The 17,634-nt window shown below is 43.6% G+C and carries 17 protein-coding genes and 1 pseudogene; 7 read left to right on the top strand and 11 right to left on the bottom strand.

Features of this window, described 5'->3' with window-relative positions; translation table 11 throughout:
- Positions 1-74: 74 nt before the first annotated feature.
- The 8 genes from ccpC to fadH form a co-directional block, all read right to left on the bottom strand.
- Positions 75-956 carry a transcriptional regulator CcpC gene (ccpC, locus tag GNE05_RS07500; RefSeq protein WP_022553414.1) on the bottom strand — a complete coding sequence of 294 codons (882 nt, stop codon included), beginning with the start codon at positions 954-956 and terminating at the stop codon, positions 75-77.
- 139 nt (positions 957-1,095) lie between these two features.
- On the bottom strand, positions 1,096-1,539 hold the full coding sequence (gene cbpB, locus GNE05_RS07495; protein ID WP_003154608.1) for a cyclic-di-AMP-binding protein CbpB: 444 nt from the start codon (positions 1,537-1,539) through the stop codon (positions 1,096-1,098).
- A gap of 143 nt (positions 1,540-1,682) precedes the next feature.
- Positions 1,683-1,874 carry an antirepressor AbbA gene (gene abbA, locus GNE05_RS07490; RefSeq protein WP_003154609.1) on the bottom strand — a complete coding sequence of 64 codons (192 nt, stop codon included), beginning with the start codon at positions 1,872-1,874 and terminating at the stop codon, positions 1,683-1,685.
- Between the two features lie 140 nt (positions 1,875-2,014).
- Positions 2,015-2,533, bottom strand: a complete 519-nt coding sequence (locus GNE05_RS07485; protein ID WP_012117439.1) for a ribonuclease H-like YkuK family protein — start codon at positions 2,531-2,533, stop codon at positions 2,015-2,017.
- A gap of 122 nt (positions 2,534-2,655) precedes the next feature.
- Positions 2,656-2,895: a YkuJ family protein gene (locus GNE05_RS07480; protein WP_003154613.1), complete on the bottom strand. Its 240-nt coding sequence runs from the start codon at positions 2,893-2,895 to the stop codon at positions 2,656-2,658.
- A gap of 442 nt (positions 2,896-3,337) precedes the next feature.
- A complete protein-coding gene (locus GNE05_RS07475; protein ID WP_014417611.1) occupies positions 3,338-4,558 on the bottom strand; it encodes an EAL domain-containing protein in 1,221 nt (406 codons plus the stop codon).
- A 132-nt stretch (positions 4,559-4,690) separates the two neighbouring features.
- The gene (locus tag GNE05_RS07470; RefSeq protein ID WP_160182631.1) at positions 4,691-5,248 is read right to left on the bottom strand and encodes a hypothetical protein; all 558 of its coding nucleotides are present in this window, start codon (positions 5,246-5,248) and stop codon (positions 4,691-4,693) included.
- Between the two features lie 113 nt (positions 5,249-5,361).
- Positions 5,362-6,126 (bottom strand): 2,4-dienoyl-CoA reductase, encoded by a 765-nt coding sequence (gene fadH / locus GNE05_RS07465; protein WP_003154618.1) that lies wholly within the window; start codon positions 6,124-6,126, stop codon positions 5,362-5,364.
- 144 nt (positions 6,127-6,270) lie between these two features.
- Between fadH and GNE05_RS07460 the strand changes: the two genes are divergently transcribed.
- From GNE05_RS07460 to GNE05_RS07445, 4 genes are all read left to right on the top strand, one after another.
- Positions 6,271-7,134 carry a metallophosphoesterase gene (locus GNE05_RS07460; protein WP_160182630.1) on the top strand — a complete coding sequence of 288 codons (864 nt, stop codon included), beginning with the start codon at positions 6,271-6,273 and terminating at the stop codon, positions 7,132-7,134.
- 74 nt (positions 7,135-7,208) lie between these two features.
- Complete coding sequence (locus GNE05_RS07455; RefSeq protein WP_095284082.1) at positions 7,209-7,703, top strand: L,D-transpeptidase family protein; 495 nt, start codon at positions 7,209-7,211, stop codon at positions 7,701-7,703.
- Between the two features lie 75 nt (positions 7,704-7,778).
- Positions 7,779-9,071 (top strand): MFS transporter, encoded by a 1,293-nt coding sequence (locus tag GNE05_RS07450; RefSeq protein ID WP_014417606.1) that lies wholly within the window; start codon positions 7,779-7,781, stop codon positions 9,069-9,071.
- Between the two features lie 122 nt (positions 9,072-9,193).
- Positions 9,194-9,658: a YkyB family protein gene (locus GNE05_RS07445; protein ID WP_003154622.1), complete on the top strand. Its 465-nt coding sequence runs from the start codon at positions 9,194-9,196 to the stop codon at positions 9,656-9,658.
- A gap of 42 nt (positions 9,659-9,700) precedes the next feature.
- Here the strand turns inward: GNE05_RS07445 and cheV are convergent, their stop codons facing one another.
- Positions 9,701-10,612, bottom strand: a complete 912-nt coding sequence (gene cheV, locus GNE05_RS07440; protein WP_014417604.1) for a chemotaxis protein CheV — start codon at positions 10,610-10,612, stop codon at positions 9,701-9,703.
- Between the two features lie 188 nt (positions 10,613-10,800).
- On the opposite strand from cheV, the gene GNE05_RS20970 reads away from it, so the two are divergent.
- Together GNE05_RS20970 and GNE05_RS07435 are read left to right on the top strand one after the other, a co-directional pair.
- Positions 10,801-10,962 carry a hypothetical protein gene (locus GNE05_RS20970; protein WP_007409608.1) on the top strand — a complete coding sequence of 54 codons (162 nt, stop codon included), beginning with the start codon at positions 10,801-10,803 and terminating at the stop codon, positions 10,960-10,962.
- Positions 10,963-11,162: 200 nt separating this feature from the next.
- Positions 11,163-12,376 (top strand): annotated as a pseudogene (locus GNE05_RS07435) (aminotransferase A).
- On the opposite strand, the gene GNE05_RS07430 reads toward GNE05_RS07435, so the two are convergent.
- Complete coding sequence (locus GNE05_RS07430) at positions 12,357-14,177, bottom strand: PAS domain-containing protein (protein WP_160182629.1); 1,821 nt, start codon at positions 14,175-14,177, stop codon at positions 12,357-12,359. The pseudogene GNE05_RS07435 and the gene GNE05_RS07430 sit on opposite strands and share 20 nt — an antisense overlap.
- 177 nt (positions 14,178-14,354) lie before the next feature.
- On the bottom strand, positions 14,355-16,487 hold the full coding sequence (locus GNE05_RS07425; protein WP_160182628.1) for a peptidoglycan D,D-transpeptidase FtsI family protein: 2,133 nt from the start codon (positions 16,485-16,487) through the stop codon (positions 14,355-14,357).
- 340 nt (positions 16,488-16,827) lie between these two features.
- On the opposite strand from GNE05_RS07425, the gene GNE05_RS07420 reads away from it, so the two are divergent.
- Positions 16,828-17,604, top strand: a complete 777-nt coding sequence (locus GNE05_RS07420) for a CAP domain-containing protein (RefSeq protein WP_017417671.1) — start codon at positions 16,828-16,830, stop codon at positions 17,602-17,604.
- Positions 17,605-17,634: the final 30 nt, after the last annotated feature.

Genomic DNA, 17,634 nt, shown 5'->3' with positions numbered 1-17,634 from the left:
ATATAACACTTTAAATGATAATGATTTTCATTGTCAATAAAAAATAAAAAAAAGACAGCATGATTGCTGTCTTTCTAAAATGGACGTTCCTGCTTCAGCATATCTTTAATGACAGAAACAAAAGCCTGCACCTGTTTTAATTCAAATGCCGGCTCATAACCGAGCAGCCATGTGTCACGACCGATCGGATGATCTTTTGTATCAAGCAGGGGCATTTTATTTACTTTGTCTTCCTCTTCTAAAGTGACTGACGGCAGAATGGCATAACCGATCCCATGCAGCGCCATCTGCTTGCACGTTTCAATCTGATCGACGAGGATGGTCTGTTTCGGCGAGGTTTTGAATTTTTGATGCCACCAATGCTGAATTTCCTGAAAATATGTACTGTCACTTTTGAATTGGATAAACGGCCGATCGGTATGGGCAATATCATCAATACAGGAAATTTCCGTATCAACCAAATATAAATGATCGGTCATTAAATAATCTTTCCGGCCTTTCCATTCCGGATTTCCCCGGATAATGCCGATATGTACCTGATCTTCATACAGACTTTTCAGCATTTCGCTGCTCCACCCTGTAATGAGAGAGACCTTTGCATTCGGATATCGTTCCACATATGCTTTTAACACTTTCGGAAGCCAGTGCTGCCCGATAATGGAGGCGACGGCAAGCTTTAATGTGCCGTGAATCTCACCCTCAAGTTCATCAATGTTTTCTCTGATTCTTTCTTGCCGATCCGTGACGTCATTTGCAAATTGTATGATTTTTTCTCCTGCCGGCGTTACCGTAAGTCCTTTTTGAGATCTTAGAAAGATCTTTGTTCCCCAGGCTTTTTCAATGGTCTGCAATCGCTGGGACAGAGCCGGCTGTGACACGAATAACCGTTCGGCAGCCTTCCTCATGTTTAATTCCTCAGCCAAAACTACGAGCATATGAAGCTCTTGAAGCTGCATGTCGTCCTCCTTTTCAATGCCTTTCGTATTTCTTATCTACCATTCTAATAAAATAAAGGCTGCCGAGGCAAGCGCCACTCATATGTATGCGTTTTCTTTTTCCGGCATGCAAAAGAACAAATAGGCTGATCGTGCGAGCCTACTTATTCAATGATCTGATATGGCTGCTCAACTGTTTTAACACGACTCTCCTCGTGAAAATGCCTTCAAAGACGCCTTCATCATTTTCAACGCAGACAAAGCCGTTGTTAATGACCATGCTGAACCCTTTGATAATCGGATCATTGATGTGGAGACGGGGAATGTCTTTCAGCATGACTTCCTCAACCGTAATTTGATCCAGTTTCTCAAACTCGATCCGTTCAAGTCCGAAAATGCTGTTCATAATCATATTTGTCCCGATCAAACCGTGCAGACGGTACGAAGCGTCGAGGACGGGAATGGCGGTATAGCCGGTTTTGGTCAGCACTAAAAGAGCATGCTCAAGGTTGTTACCGACTTGAACGTGCGCCACTTTATCCGCCTCGATCATAAATTGTCCGACTGTTGCATCAAGAAGCTGATCTGATTGTAAGCTAATCATGTCACTTCGACCCCTTTACATTTTTCATCAAAGCATGTATTCCCTATATTGCAATAATATAAACATTATCATTTTTTGTCGAAAAGTTTCCGTCAATAAAAAAGATACTCTTTGCAATCGAGTATCAATTTATAGGCCGCTGATTAATTTTCATTCCGAAAACGGTCATAGAGCGTTACGAGTTTTTTATAAGTGGTTCCATCAACGCTTTTTGACCCTGCTTCTATATCGTTGATTTCGCTGGTCAAAAGCTCAATGGCATATTCTTGATTGATCAGGATATTCAGCAGAAGTTTCTGTTCTTCTTCCGTAAATCGTTCACTGATAAGACTCATACGTAATCAGGCCCCCTATTTTTAACTGAATACCTCTGAAAGCAAGGTGAAATTTGCTTTCAGCTCTACCGCTAGAATAAGTAAACAGAAAAAAATCGTCAACCGCATAATTCGACATTTTGCGGATTCTGTATGAAATATTATTTTGTGTAACGATTGGCATAACTGAATGCTGTGCAGGAATCGGGCTTGATTTTCGCTTCAATGCCCATCGAGGTAATGCGGCCGGTCATTTCTTGTATCAATTCTTTTGTCAGCCCTTTTTGACCGATATCCAGATGCACTTCAAATGAAAGATCCGCCCCTTCATCCGCAAAAGGCAAGAGCAAATCTGTCATTTCCATAAGACGGCCGTCGAGGATATGCGCAGCCATCTCCTGGCTGAACGCGGTTTCCAGCGAAATTTTTTCGCGAAGGCTATGTATCGGTCTTGCAAGATCGTGATTTTTCAAACAGCCCCAAGCTCCCTTGCCTGTACGGTGCAAGTGTATAGCCGTAATAAACTTTGTGAAGTCGCGGTAAACTTGTGAATCAGTCCCTACAGACAGCACGTATGCTGAACGGGGGTCTTTATTGACAAAGCGTTTCAGCCGCTCCGTCACGTCTTGAAAGGTCATCTGTGCCTCAGAAAGATTATAAAACAGAAAAGAATCAGCCATGTACGGACACTCCTCTTTCCAGAGTCTACAACCAAACGAACAAGCACGTTCCTTTGCATCATTTAATAAAGCTCCGCTTGCGGAAGACCGGAAGCTTGGTCAGCCTGAAAAATCAAATCAAATTACTGAAGGAGCTCAAAAATTTCAATAGAAATCATGTCAATGTTATCAAACGGATATGTGTTAGGTTTTTCACCTTTTTGGAAAACCGTCAGTTCAAACGTTTGATTTTTTTCGAAATATTTAACACTGCAAATTTTTTCGCCGTTAACTTCAAAATAACGCTGCATCGGCTCGTTCGCCGCTTCCGCTGTTTCTTGCAGACTTTGCAGCCGTGTGATGATACCCATTAATTGTGACATTCTAAAAAAAGACTCCTTTCAAAAAACAACTTCAAATCAACAAGTATTTATTATAATACAAGTTCTACAGAGCATCATACCATAAAGTAGACCGGGATGGCATTTTCCCGCTGGATTTTCAAAAAGAAATAAACGGGAAAACCGTGTTTTCGAATAGTTTGAAGCTTTTTTCGGAATGTCATACACCTTTCAAAAAAAATTTTTCGCTTTTTGAGCCGCCATTGTCAGATGTATGTGAGAAGAAGCCTTTTTATGCGCAGACGGCATAAAAAAACTTGGCGGGGGTAGCGCCAAGTTTTTTCGGATCTTGATCTGATAGAGGGGTTGGGGAACAGAGAGTAACTTCTCTCTATAACTAAATGATAATGATTATCAGTATCATTGTCAATCGTTTTTTAAAACTTTTTCACACTTATAAAAAAAGCGGCATACAGCAGCCGCTTTAAAGTAATCCGTCCTGTTCATATAAATAAGAGTAAGGCAGATCGATAAATAAATACATATTGTCATCCATCGGGTATGAAAAGGTTCTGATCATCTCACCCGTCTCAATATCACTGTACAGGTCACTGAAAAAGCCTTTTCTTGAATTCCGCATCTTCATGATGTTTTCTAAAAAGTACGGACGCCAGCTCCAGTTTTTCTCCATGTATTCAGGCTGATAAAGCCATTCGCCGGACTGCTTGAACACATTTCCCGTCAGCTGATAGCCTTCTTCATCACACATATAAATTCTGAAGCAGCAGTCGGTCAGGTTTTCCGCCAGTTTTTTAATAAACTCATCGTCCGCCTGATGGGTTTTCTTCAGCTCGGAAACTGCCTGATTGACCCGCTTATAAAAATTCTCAGAGTGTTCATATACCGTTTCCAGCTTCTTTTTTTCTCTCGTAATAAATTGCTGAAACTCCGTTTTCAAGCGTGCTTTTAACAGGCTCCGGTCTATAAAATCGCCGCTCGGCGCCTGCAGATAATAGCCTTGAAAAAATCGGCCTCCGTTTCTCCATGCGTACTGGAGCTGGAAATCAGCTTCTATATCTTCATACAGCAGCGCGGCGCCGATTTTTCTCGCCAGCAATGAAATGCTGTACAGCACATGCTCATATGATGGTGACGGCTGAGATACCTTCAGCGCCTGCAAATCTATTTTCAGAAGGTCCGGTGAAAGGAGCGCGATTCTGTCCAGGTTGCTGCTCTCCTTACCTATATTGTCCACCGCGATTTTAATGCCGTATGTACGATAGTAGGCAAGCATATGGTACAGCTGTTCAATGTCGCCTTCGAAATTGTGCTCGGTGATCTCAAGCACAATACGGTTCAATTCGATGCCCTGCTCTTCGTATTCTTTCAAAAGCTCAAGAAAGCTTTCGCCGTGGTCAAGCATCAATACATTCGCATCCTGATTGATAAAAATCAACAGATCACGGTCAGCTTCTTTAAACCGCTCCAGCGCCTGCCTGATGACTCTGTCATCGACCTCAAGCTTATATTCTTCCGGAATGCCGGAATCTAAGAAAAACGACCCGAGGCTCTCAATCTCCGCATCTGCCAAAATACGCCCAAGCACCTCATAGCCTACGACTCTTTGTTCTTCAGCGTTAAAAATCGCTTGGTAATACGGAATGACATCATCAATATTCGTCAGTATATCAAGTGGGTCCAACATGTTATCACCTGCTTCTCTATCTTTGTCTGATTATACACAATTATATCAGCACCACAAATGTTTAGATTAGGGGAAAAGGAGGCAGTATGGCAGCAGCTTAAAATAAAAGGGGGATATTTTTAAGATCACTCTTCAGACCGGTTCATTAAGGACGTTATTCATTTGTTTCACAATCACAAATAAAAGGATAAATATAAGAGCATTATAACCGGCAGCTGTCCAAAAATAATGGCTCCAATCTGTGCTGTTAAATATCCAATCATCATCATGTTTCAACTGAAAGAAAGTTCCTTTTTTATCTAAAATGCCAAATGTAAGAGTTGTTAACCCGCCAACACTCTCGGAAACGTCAACTCCATACATTGAATCGGCATGATCAGTATGATTTATTGGCATATACGTATAATCAGATAAAATTGTTTCCGCCAGCTTGGTTGGCAGAGACACATATAATACAGCCGATGTATCGCCTCCGAGCCCACTCAAATACTCCCTGGCTTTAATACATTTCGTTTCATCAGGAAAATCGATGTGATATAGCTTTTCAAATCTGATTATTTCATCAGATGTAAGATTGGTATTTTGATAATACTCCGGAGTAAAAGCACAAATAATAAAGTACCAAATATTAAAGATGATAGCTAAACTGCTTACAAATAGTACAACGAACCATTTTAATAATTTCTTCAATTAACCGCCCCTTAATCTTTCAAAATTATATCATAATTTTGAATAGAAAATAAAACAAGCGAACGGCGGCTTTAACGTTCGCTTGTTTTGCAAAATCATCGATATATGAAAAATTAAAACGGATAAGGATTCAGCCATTGCCCCCCGTCCATTGTGATACAATCCCCGTTTATATAGGACGCTTCATCAGATAGCAAAAACGCTGCCAACGCGGCGATTTCTTCCGGTGTGCCCAGCCGGCCGAGCGGCACACTGTTCATAGTGCGGGACACCGCTTTTTCCGATTCAAACAGCTTCTCCGCACCGCCTGTCCGTTCAATCGGGCCGGGGGCTATCGCGTTTGTGCGGATGCCGTATTTGCTCCCCCATTCAACGGCCAGCGTTCTTGTCAGTGACAATACCCCCGCTTTGGCTGCAGCGGAATGAACGACACCCGCTCCCGCTCCCCATGCGTATGTAGCGGCCATATTTAAGATGACGCCCTTCTGCTCCTGCTCGATCCAATGCCTTGCCGCGGCTTGGCTGCAGAAAAATGTGCCGTTTAAAACAATCTCAATAACAGCTTTCCATCCATTGGGCGTCAGCTTCTCTGCCGGGCAAATAAAGTTGCCGGCCGCATTGTTAATCAGCGCATCGAGCCGGCCAAAGACTTTTTTCGCTTCTGTAATCATGTCTGAAGCGGCGGAATCAGAACGGACATCCATTTGAAAACAAGCGACCTGCCCCTCAAAGGTCTCAATTTCTTTTTTTGTTTCCTCAAGTGCTTCATGGTTCCTCCCTGTCACCATGACGTGCCATCCTAATTCAGCCTGTTTTTTCGCCATTGCTTTTCCCATGCCGCTTGAACCGCCTGTAATGATTACCGCTTTCTTATCCATAACAAACCCACCCCTTTTTATTGAATGAATAATCATTCATAATTTTATCACAGATGTCTATCCGCGTCATTACATGCTGAGAAGGGATTTTTCAGCCAAGCTGATGATATAATAGAACAACTCTGACAAAGGTTGGTTTTACATATGGAGAAAATGACCAGAAGAACATTTTTAAAAAGAGGATTCGGCATTTTGGGTACAGCTCTCGCAATGGCTTGCGGAGGTTACGGCTATGCCCGGTATATTGAACCGCGCATGATTGAGATCACCCGGCATACAATCACCAGCCGCCTGATCCCCCGCGGCTTTGACAATTTTAAAATCGTTCAATTCAGCGATACACATCTCAGTGATGTGTTTACATCCGGTGACTTGAATAACGCAGCGGAAAAGATCAATCAGCTGAAACCCGATCTGCTCATCTTTACGGGAGATTTAATTGATAAGCCGCATTTATTTAATGATCACCAGCATGCACTCGCCGTGCTGAAAAATCTTGAAGCTCCCTTCGGCAAACTTTGTGTTTACGGAAACCATGACCACGGCGGCTACGGTACGAACACGTACAAGGCTCTGATGGAAGCGGCGGATTTTCAAGTGTTTCGAAACGGCTATCGTCAGGTGCAGCTGACAGACGGAAGCCGGATTGAACTCGCGTTTTTGGATGATGTAATGCTCGGAAAACCCGATTATGAAGCCACCCTGTCCCGCCTTTCCGAAGATGCGTTTTCCATTTTAATCGTCCACGAGCCTGATGCCGCTCTCAAGATAGGCGGATATCCCGTAAACCTCCAGCTGTCGGGACACACTCACGGCGGCCAGGTCCAGCTCCCGTTTTTCGGCCCTCTCATTACGCCTCCTTACGGAAAAACGTATACCGACGGCATGTATACGCTGCATGACACAGCCGTTTACGTCAATCGCGGGCTCGGTACGACAAGACTGCCGTATCGATTTTTAGCCAGACCGGAAATCACGCTGTTCACATTGAAAACCGAGCAAAAATAAGACTTTTATCCTGATGCACAGACACCCCCTCCGTAATATGTATATGGAAAAGAGCAAAAAGGAGGGTGATGAAACTGCTGACATATCAAGTGAAACAAGGAGAAACCATCTCAAGCATTGCGCAAGACTTCAGAATAAGCACTGCTGCTCTCCTTCAGGCAAATCCCTCAATCCAATCGGTCATATACGCGGGACAGCATATTATCATACCGAATCTTCCCGACCCATCCACCATTCCCTACTCCATCATCGTGTATATCGGAGCGAAGAAACTGGAGTTATACCGCCTTGGCAGGCTCATCCGTACGTATCCCATCGCAGTCGGAAAAATATTGACGACCACGCCGACCGGAGAATTTTACATCGTGAACCGCCAGCCTAAGCCCGGCGGCCCGTTCGGCGCTTATTGGCTCAGCCTCTCTAAAATTCATTACGGCATTCACGGAACAAATAATCCTTCCTCCATCGGCAAAGCGGTATCAAAAGGATGCATCCGGATGTATAATCAGGACGTCACTGAACTTGCCGCTGCCGTTCCTAATGGAACAAGGGTGACTATTATAAGATAGAAAGATCTTATTTGTTAATGGAACGAGCTGATGATAATATATTACAGTGGGACCTTTAGGGTAAGGAGCGTGTTTATGGATATATTTAAAAATCGCAATTTTGTCCGTCTCTTTTTCGCAGCACTCGCTTCTCAAATGGGAACGACTGTAGGTAATATGGCTTTCGCTTTTTACTTGCTGGACCATTTTTCAAATCAGCCGGCATACACGACTTTGGCTGAGCTGATGTATTCACTGCCGACAGTTTTCGTATTTCTGATTGTCGGTGTCGCAGCTGACCGGCTTGACAGGAAAAAGGTCGCAGAGAATTGTGACTGGATCAGAGCCGGACTGACGATCGTATTGTTTGCCGCATTATACACCGGGAGCATCCCTCTCGTGTTCTGTATTTTGTTCATCAGAAGCGCCGTGACCAAGTTCTTTTTCCCGGCGGAAGCCAGCCTTGTACAAGCTATTCTGCCTAAGGAGCATTACGCGAAAGCGGCGGGACTTAACCAGATCCTGTTCAGCATCTTCATGGTATTCGGCGTCGGTATAGGCGCGTTTATGTATAAAACGATCGGTATTCACGGAGCCATTATCCTTGATTTTGTCAGTTTTATTGTATCAGGCTTTCTGATCCGCGCCTGCCGCATTCCGAAAGAAGCCCGTCAGCCGAACGGCCCTTTTAAATGGGGAGATTCGTTTCTGAAAGACTCGGTCGCTGATTTTAAGGAAGGGATCGTATATATTGTTAAAAACAAATTGCTTGCTTCCCTTATTTTCGGCTTTTTTATCTTCGGTTTTGTCAACGGCGGCTTTGCCGTACTGCCGATGTTTACGATGAAGTACGGACTTGCGCCTGATCATTACGAATCACATACTTCCATCTTCACCGTCGCACTCGGCTTCGGCCTGCTTGCAGGAAGTGTGATCGGAACGATGATCGCGAAAAAAGTCAAACCGCATCATTTGATGTCGATTCCTATTTTGGCAGCCGGACTGCTCATTTTTGTCCTCGGCTATACGGATAAGCTGTGGATTTATTATGCGGCGGCTTTCGTCCTCGGCATGTGCATCGGCCCTGTCAATATCGCCATCGGCGGCTGGATGCCGAAAATTGTTCATCCGAAAATAATGGGCCGGGTCAGCGGCTGGCAGGATCCTTTTATGATGTTTGCCCAATCGATTACACTCGGACTGGTTGCCCTGTTATTTCCGAAATTCGTTTCCAATATTGATTACCTTTATTACGGCATGGGAATCGTGATTTTAGCGGTATTTGTGTTCTATTTTATCGCTCTTCCGAAATACAGCGCCGAGGCAGCAGAGGTCGATGTGCAGCAATCATTAAAGGCTGATTCCGAAAAACATGCGAATCCTGTCTAATAAAGGAAAAAGATGCGCCCTTTTCATCAGAAAAAGGCGTATTTTTATAATCAATATTTGCATTTCAACGCTAAAAAAGTATAATCTATATATGAACTTGATCAATGCAAAGGAGAGAAATAATGGACGACCACGCTTATTCGAAAGAGCTGCAGCCAACCATCGAGAATCTTTCAAAAGCTGTTTATACTGTGAACCGCCATGCAAAAACCGCCCCCAACCCTAAATACCTTTATCTGCTGAAAAAACGGGCATTACAAAAGCTTGTGAAAGAAGGCAAAGGGAAAAAAATAGGGCTTCACTTTTCAAATAATCCCAGGTTTAGCCAACAGCAGTCAGACGTACTTATCTCTATCGGAGACTACTATTTTCACATGCCTCCAACAAAAGAAGACTTCCAGCATCTTCCGCATTTAGGTACGTTAAATCAATCGTACCGCAATCCTAAAGCACAAATGTCTTTGACAAAAGCGAAAAACGTATTGCAAAAATATGTGGGCTTAAAGGAAAAACCGCTTGCCGCCAACAGGCAGCAGCCCGCTTATCATAAACCCGTATTTAAAAAACTTGGTGAGAGTTATTTTTAATTCCGCCGCAAAAAAGCCGATGCGTCATGCATCGGCTTTTTTCTATTCAATCACGTACGTATCCACTTTTTTAATGAGCTCGCTGATTTCAGGCTTGCTGATCTGTTCATCCGCTCCGACTACTTCGCCCCGGTGGCGCAGGTCGTCCGTAATCAGGGACGAGAAAATCATAATCGGCACATCAGAGCTTTGCGGGTTATCCTTAAGGAGCTTCGTCAAACGATGCCCGTCCATTTTCGGCATCTCAATGTCACTGATAATCATGTCAATATGGTCTGACAGGTTTTCTCCGTTATCCGTCAGTTCCACGACGTAATCATACGCTTCTTTTCCGTTTTCAAACGTAACGATTTCACTGTACCCCGCCTCAGTCAGCTCATCCGTCAAAAGACGCATCAGAAGCGGCGAATCTTCAACGATGATCAGTTTTTTACCCGCCCGTCTTTCATCAAATCCTTCCTGATGGACATGATAAGTCTCAACTCCCGATGCCGATTCAATATCGTAAATGATCTTTTCATAATCAGGCAGAAAGATCATCGTGTCTTCCAGTTTGATGATTCCCGTTAAATGCCGCTCCATGCCCTGGTTCAGGGAAGTCGGCTTTTCAATCGCCTCCCAGGACACCCTGTGGATTTGTGAAACGGAACCGACGTGAAAGACGATTTTCCGTTTGTTGAATTCCGTTACGATATATTTATCGTCTTTTGCTCCTTCGGCATCAACGCCGAAAAAGGAATACAGACTGATGACGGGAAGAATTTCGCCTCTCAGCTTAATCATCCCTTCTACGTCTTTATGAGACTGAGGCACAGATGTGACATCTACCGGCTGAATGATTTCCCGGACTTTCATCACATTTATGCCAAATGTATTGACGCCTACTTCAAATTTGACGATTTCTAATTCGTTTGTGCCTGAATCCAATAAAATATCGTATTGTTGTAAAGACAATTCAATCCCTCGCTATCCGCATTCAGTATTGTACTGTATATATCGGCTGGAAACGGAAAAAGTGAATGTATTCGGTCCAACTGGCCATGAACTCTTTATAAAAAAATGCTTTTTTCTGATATCCCATTGACTTTTTGACATCGAGTGGTAAAATAGTCAAGGATTTTTCAGGAAGAAGGGTGTAATAAATGGGTACAGTAGTCATATTCGACCAAGATCAAATGACAGTGTTAGAAGATATCAGCAAAACGGCTTACCTGCAAATGAAAAAAGAGGCGAAAGAGCGTCCCGACAAGCCCGCTCCATACATCTTATGGCGGGAAGACGTCAGCTTTGAATACGGGTATTAATGACATTCGCCACATATCACAATAGATAGATCATGATACAATGAAGACAATCATTTCAGCTGGTTGTCTTATTTTTTTCTGAAAGAAGGTATGTTTTCACATATCGGACATATACTCGGGATAGTTCAATAAAAAGATGACAAATGCTCAGCTAGTGGTAAAATAGGATAAACTCAATATATAGTATAAGGTGATGAATTATGGAACATTTGCTTAATCCGAATGTAAAAGAAATTGAAATTTCAGGAATTCGCAAATTCTCAAATCTTGTAGCTCAGCACGACAATGTCATTTCGCTTACGATCGGTCAGCCGGATTTCTTCACGCCGCACCATGTCAAAGCGGCTGCCAAAAAGGCAATCGACGAGAACGCCACGGCATATACTCCGAATGCGGGCGGCCTTGAGCTGAGACAGGCCGTACAGCTTTATATGAAGAAAAAAGCTGATTTGAATTATGAAGCTGAAACTGAAATCATCGTCACAACCGGGGCAAGCCAAGCGATTGACGCGTCTTTGCGGACGATTTTATCTCCGGGCGATGAAGTTATTCTCCCCGGACCGATATATCCGGGCTATGAACCGATCATCCGCATGTCGGGCGCCGTTCCGGTCCATGTGGATACGACGACACACGGATTTAAGCTGACGGCGCGGCTCATTGAAGAATCGCTGACACCAAAAACAAAATGCGTCATTCTTCCTTATCCGTCAAACCCGACCGGAGTGACATTGTCTGAGGAAGAGCTGCAAAACATCGCAGCCGTCCTGAAGGGCAGAAATGTTTTTGTCCTGTCTGATGAGATTTACAGCGAATTAACCTATGACAGACCGCATTATTCGATCGCGTCTTATTTGAGAGATCAGACGATCGTCATCAACGGCCTGTCAAAATCACACAGCATGACGGGCTGGAGAATCGGTTTCATTTTCGCACCGAAAGAAATTGCCAAGCACATCTTAAAAGTTCACCAATACAGTGTGACATGCGCGTCTTCAATCTCTCAGAAAGCGGCTCTTGAAGCGGTGACAAACGGTGTTGATGATGCGCTTATTATGAGAGAACAGTATAAAAAGCGGCTTGACTATGTATATGACCGTCTTGTCTCAATGGGGCTTGACGTCGTAAAGCCGTCAGGCGCATTTTATATCTTCCCTTCCATTAAGTCATTCGGAATGTCATCGTTTGATTTTAGTATGGCTCTTTTAGAGGATGCAGGTGTGGCTCTAGTGCCCGGCAGCTCGTTTTCAAAATTGGGTGAAGGGTATGTGAGGCTGTCATTCGCATATTCACTGGATACATTGAGAGAAGGCTTGGACCGGCTGGAAGCATTTATTTTAAAAACGAGAGAATCCATGCAGACTATTTAAACAACGGCATAACGCCGTTGTTTTTTATTGTTTCGGGAATGTAATAAGAAAGGCCGTGCCTCTATCCGGTTTGCTGTCTACTTGGATAGCTCCCTGGTGGTTTTTAATAAGGTTGAATGTGACCATCAGCCCCAGGCCGGTTCCTTTTTCTTTCGTTGTCAAAAACGGTTCGCCTATTCGTTTCAGCACGTTTTCCGGTATCCCGTCACCCTCGTCTTTCACCGTCACATTAACGGAATACTCATCTTCTGTCATAAGAATGTGAACCGTTCCCCCATCCGGCATCGACTCAACGGCATTTTTAATCAGATTGATAAACACCTGTTTCAGCTGATTTTGATCACCGTTAATATACATGCTGTCATGTTCATAATCCGTTTTGATAAAAATCCCTTTAAGATTTGCCTGCGTCTCTAAAAGAGCGGTCACTTCACTTATAATTTTCTTTAAGTTTACACGCTCTTTCACGGCGTTTTGCTGAGGTTTGGCAAGCATTAAAAGCTCACTTAAAATTAATTCGATTCTGCTCAGTTCAGAAAACACAATTTCAAAGTAATGTTCGTTTTCCCCCATCGTCGGCTTCATGAGCTGTAAAAATCCTTTGATCGCCGTCAGCGGATTGCGGATTTCGTGAGCGATTCCCGCCGCCAGCTGCCCTGCGATAGACAGCTTTTCCGACTTCAGCATTAATTCCTCCGTCTGCTTCCGCTCAGAAATGTCACGCAGAATGACCTGCACGGCCGTTTCTCCGAAAAACGTCGTCGGAATACAGACCATTTCCGTGTAGATCAGCCGGTTTTTAAAGGTAAACCACGATTGCTTAATAATTTCTGACTCGGTCTTTCGGTTGATAATATTTTGGATCCGCTGTTTCACGCCGTCATGATCACAGGGATGAAGCTGATCATAGACGTTTTTCCCGATTAAATCTTCATATGTTTCAGCCTCAAACAGCGAAATGCCCGACTCATTCATGAATACCCATTTATCATTGTGAATCACGGCGATCGTATCAATTGAATTCTGAATGAGGAGCTGATAACGCTCTCTGCTTTTTTGCAGAATCGTTTGGAATTTTTTCCGTGAAGAAATATCAATCAGAAGCAGCAATTCCGCCCGCTGATTTTTATATGTCGTCGGTGCCGCCTTTACTTCTAAATGAACGGGCGTGCCGTCGAGCCTTCTCCACGTCTGTTCGATCATTCCGACTTCCATTCCTTTTTGCATCCGCACAATTCGGTTTTTCACAATGTCGTGATACTCTTCTTCAATAAACTCATAAGAGCGCCTGCCGATTACCTCGTCTTTGCTTTCGGCTCCCAGCATGGCAAGCATCGCATTGTTGGCGTATGCGATTGTGCCGTTGATGCTGACATATAAAGGATTCGGCAGCATTTCGACAAGACGCTCGAATTCGCCGTTTCCAGCCGCATCTTCCGACTGTTGTTCTGCCTTTTGCTTCTTTTGTTCATACATATAAGGCCGGCGGGGCGTCTTCTCCTCAAGCACCTTGATTTTGAGGATGATTTCCCGATCCGTCCCCTCCATTTGCGGTGTGACAATTTCCACACCCGCTTCAAGCCATACGATGGTATGATCTTTTTTAATAAGACGAAAGGTGCAAGGCATCAAATGATGCTCATTATAGAAGTAACTTTCAACCAAAAATTGATCTTCTTCATGCAGGAACGTTTTGAGAAATGACCCGATCATCTCTTCCTGAGAATAACTGAAGTACGATTTGCAGTTTGCAGAAATATACATAATACGCCCGTTAGACGTCAAAACGGCATGAAGATCGGTTTTCGATTGAAACTGTTTGACATGCTGAGTATCCTGTTCCACAGAATCCCTCCTTTGCATTATACTCGCACTGCAGGCTGGACACGGACTGGTATAAAAAGAAATTCCACTAGATTGATTCGCTAAAAAATAAGCATTCTCCTTCTATTCTTATTGTGAACGTCAATTTTCCTGAATGAAAGAAAGGGCGCACGAGATGTTCGGCCGCCCTTTCATTTGTTATTTTTTATTGTATTTCTTTTCAAGTTCTTTGTAAGCGTCAATTGCTCCTTTGGCAATGTTTTTGCTTACATGATCTTTATCATCTCGAACAGACGGAACGACGACGCTGAATGCCACTCGTGGATGTTCTGATGGATAATAGCCGACAAAGGTCAGGTTATACGTCTCTTTCCCCCACCAGTTTTTGTTCGTGCCGTAATAGTGCGTCTGCGCGGTTCCCGTTTTACCGGAAACATCGGCGCCGGACCCCTGGAATGTTGAATAAGCCGTTCCTTGAGGTGAGCTTGTAACCAATTTCATCCCTTTATGAACTTGGTCAAAATCGCTCGGACTGTTATTTACTTTGTTCAAAATTTTAATATCTCGCTGTTCAATCGCTTTTCCAATCTTGTTTTTGCTGTCCGGTTCATGAATGCTTGTGACGATCCGCGGCTGGACGCGATACCCTCCGTTTGCGATGGCTGAAATATATTGAGCCATTTGAAGCGGCGTATATGTATCAAATTGTCCGATCGCAAAGTCAAGCAGCAATCCCCCGACCATTTGCGGATTTGACTGCATGCCCGCTGATTCCTGGGGAAGATCAATCCCGGTCTTCACACCTAGGCCGAATTGGGCGTAGTAGTTGCGCATTTTCTTAATATCGTCTAATCCGGCAGGCAGCGTGCCGTGCGGGACGTAGGTAATGCCCGCGATATTCATGGCCACATGAAACATATACACGTTTGAACTTCTTTGCAGCGCAGTCAGCTCAGTAATGGCTCCCATTTGTGTCCACGATTGTTTTTTCGTGTCGCCTTTAAATACAAGCGGCGCATCGACAAACGTTTTATAATGCGGGAGGCCGCTTTGGTAACCTGCGAGAACAGTCGCTCCTTTAACAGAAGAGCCCATCTCATATTGGGTCGTAAATGCTCCGATCGCAAAATCCTGTGTTTTATTTGTTTCGAGATCGATTCGTTTCCCCGCCATTGAGAGAATGTCCCCGTTGTTCGGGTCCATCATGACGGCAAATCCTCTGTCAACCATATAGTTGCCTGCGGCGCGGCTTCTTCTCAGCTCTTTTTCAATGACTTTTTCGACTTTCGACTGTAGTTCCATATCGAGCGAGAGCTGCAGATCGTAGCCTCTGCTGCCTTCATCGACGGGCTTTTGGCTGACGACCTCACCTTTGCTGTTTTCCACATACTCTACTTTTTCTTTATGCGCGTTTAAATAGTCTTCATACTGATATTCGATGTAGCTTTTTCCCACTCGGTCATTCAGTGAATAGCCTCTTGTGACATAGTAATCTTTCCGTTCGCCCAACAATCCCTGTTCCGGTGTCGTCACACCGCCGAACAGAGAGTACAGTGTTTTGTCGTACGGATATTTCCGCGTCCAGTCATTGATTACGTCAATGCCGGGTAGCTCTTTCAGGTGCTCGGATACGACGGAAACTTCTTCATATGTCAGGTCGCTTTTCGGTTTTTGCTTGTTGTTGTCATGTTCGTCAAGCAGTGAACCGCTGTTTCCGTTTCCGTTCAGCTTATTCGGGTCCATTGATTTGACGACTTGCGGCTGATAGGCGTTGCCGCTTGAAAAACGCGTATAAATCGCCGCGATTTCCAGCTCTTTTTTATCTTTTTTGATCGCATCAATCTCCTGCTTCGGGACGCGTTCAATCTGGCGTTTGTACACTTCTTGGGATTTCAGGCTGTTTTCTGAATCCTTCATAAGCTTTTCCGCCTTCTTCGGATGTGCGGCAAGCCAGTAATCAATGATATTTCGATCCTTCATAAATTCAGTATCAATGTGAATCAGTGCGGCGAGATTTTTTGCCGTTTTCAATTTGTCCTTTGCCGAGGTTTTTGAGGTGGATACATATACAATTTCGGGCACGGCCTGGTTATCAACCGCCACTCTGTTCCGCTTGTCATACATCTTTCCCCGCGGTGTCGGATAATAGGCGGTTTTTGCATTTGCCTTCTCCGCATCCTGGCGGTGTTTATCCCCTTCGACAATCTGGACGATGCCGAGTTTAAAAATCAGTGCCGTAAAGAGAAGAAAAACAATCAAAAAATAGAGATTCATTCTCAGCGCTCTGTAACGTTTCGTTTTTTTCTTTGGTTCGCGCGCAACTTCAGCCACTTTCTGTTACACCTCTCAAATCATTGAATATATTTACATAAACAGATTTTAATTGTAACATTTTTGTAAAAGTTGTTACAGCGAAAACGGGTAAAAAAAACTGTCAAGATCAAATTATCTTAAAATATATCTAACACTTCAAATAATTTGAAGAGATGTAACGGATTTTAAAAAATAAATACAGATCGTTTTTCCTGATATAAAGCCATTTTTCTGTGCTCAATTACAATTATGACAAACGTTTGTTGTCAAAGGAAATGGCTGCCTGCATTATGACAAAAAAGCTGTGATAAGATTTTTCATGTAGAAAAAAACAACTTCTCTGGGAGGCTATAAACTTATGAAAAAAGCATTTCTCTTATCTGCCGCCGCGGCAGTCAGTTTGATTACATTCGGAGGCATTCAGCAGGCATCTGCCAAAGAGCTGTCATGCCAGCACGTCGTTACTGTGAAAAAAGGAAACACTGTACAGCATCTGACTCTTCAAGAGGCTGTTGAAAAACTACATATGAAAACGAGCGTGAAAAAGCTGAACGTTAAAAATGAGAAAGAACTGACTCAGCTGCTGCAAAAACACGCAAAGCATTCTGATATGACAGTTAAAGACGTTCAAAAAGAAACACCGGCAAAAACGGCTCCGACAGCTGCCGAAAAACCGAAAGCCGATCAAAACCAGACGGCTGACAATGCAAAGCAGACAGATAACACAAACAACAGCAGCGAGAAAACTCCTTCTTCTGTCAGTGCGTACGAAAAGAAAGTCGTTGAATTAACAAATGCAGAGAGACAAAAGCAAGGCTTAAAACCTCTGCAGATTGATGAAAAATTAAGCAAATCAGCTCACGCAAAATCACAAGATATGAAAGACAAAAACTATTTCGATCACCAAAGTCCTACTTACGGCTCACCGTTTGATATGATGAAGTCTTTCGGAATCACTTATAAAACTGCCGGTGAAAATATCGCCAAAGGACAGCCGACTCCTGAAGCTGTCGTTAAAGCTTGGATGAACAGTGAAGGCCACAGAAAGAACATCATGAATCCTGAGTTCACTCAAATCGGTGTCGGTTACGTAGAATCAGGAAACATCTGGACACAGCAATTTATCGGAAAATAAATAATAAAAAAGATTGCCCCTGCGGGCAAT

The organism is Bacillus sp. AM1(2019) (assembly GCF_009906915.1).
In the GTDB taxonomy this organism is placed as follows: Bacteria; Bacillota; Bacilli; order Bacillales; family Bacillaceae; genus Bacillus; species Bacillus velezensis.
This window is presented reverse-complemented; position numbering and strand designations above follow the sequence as displayed.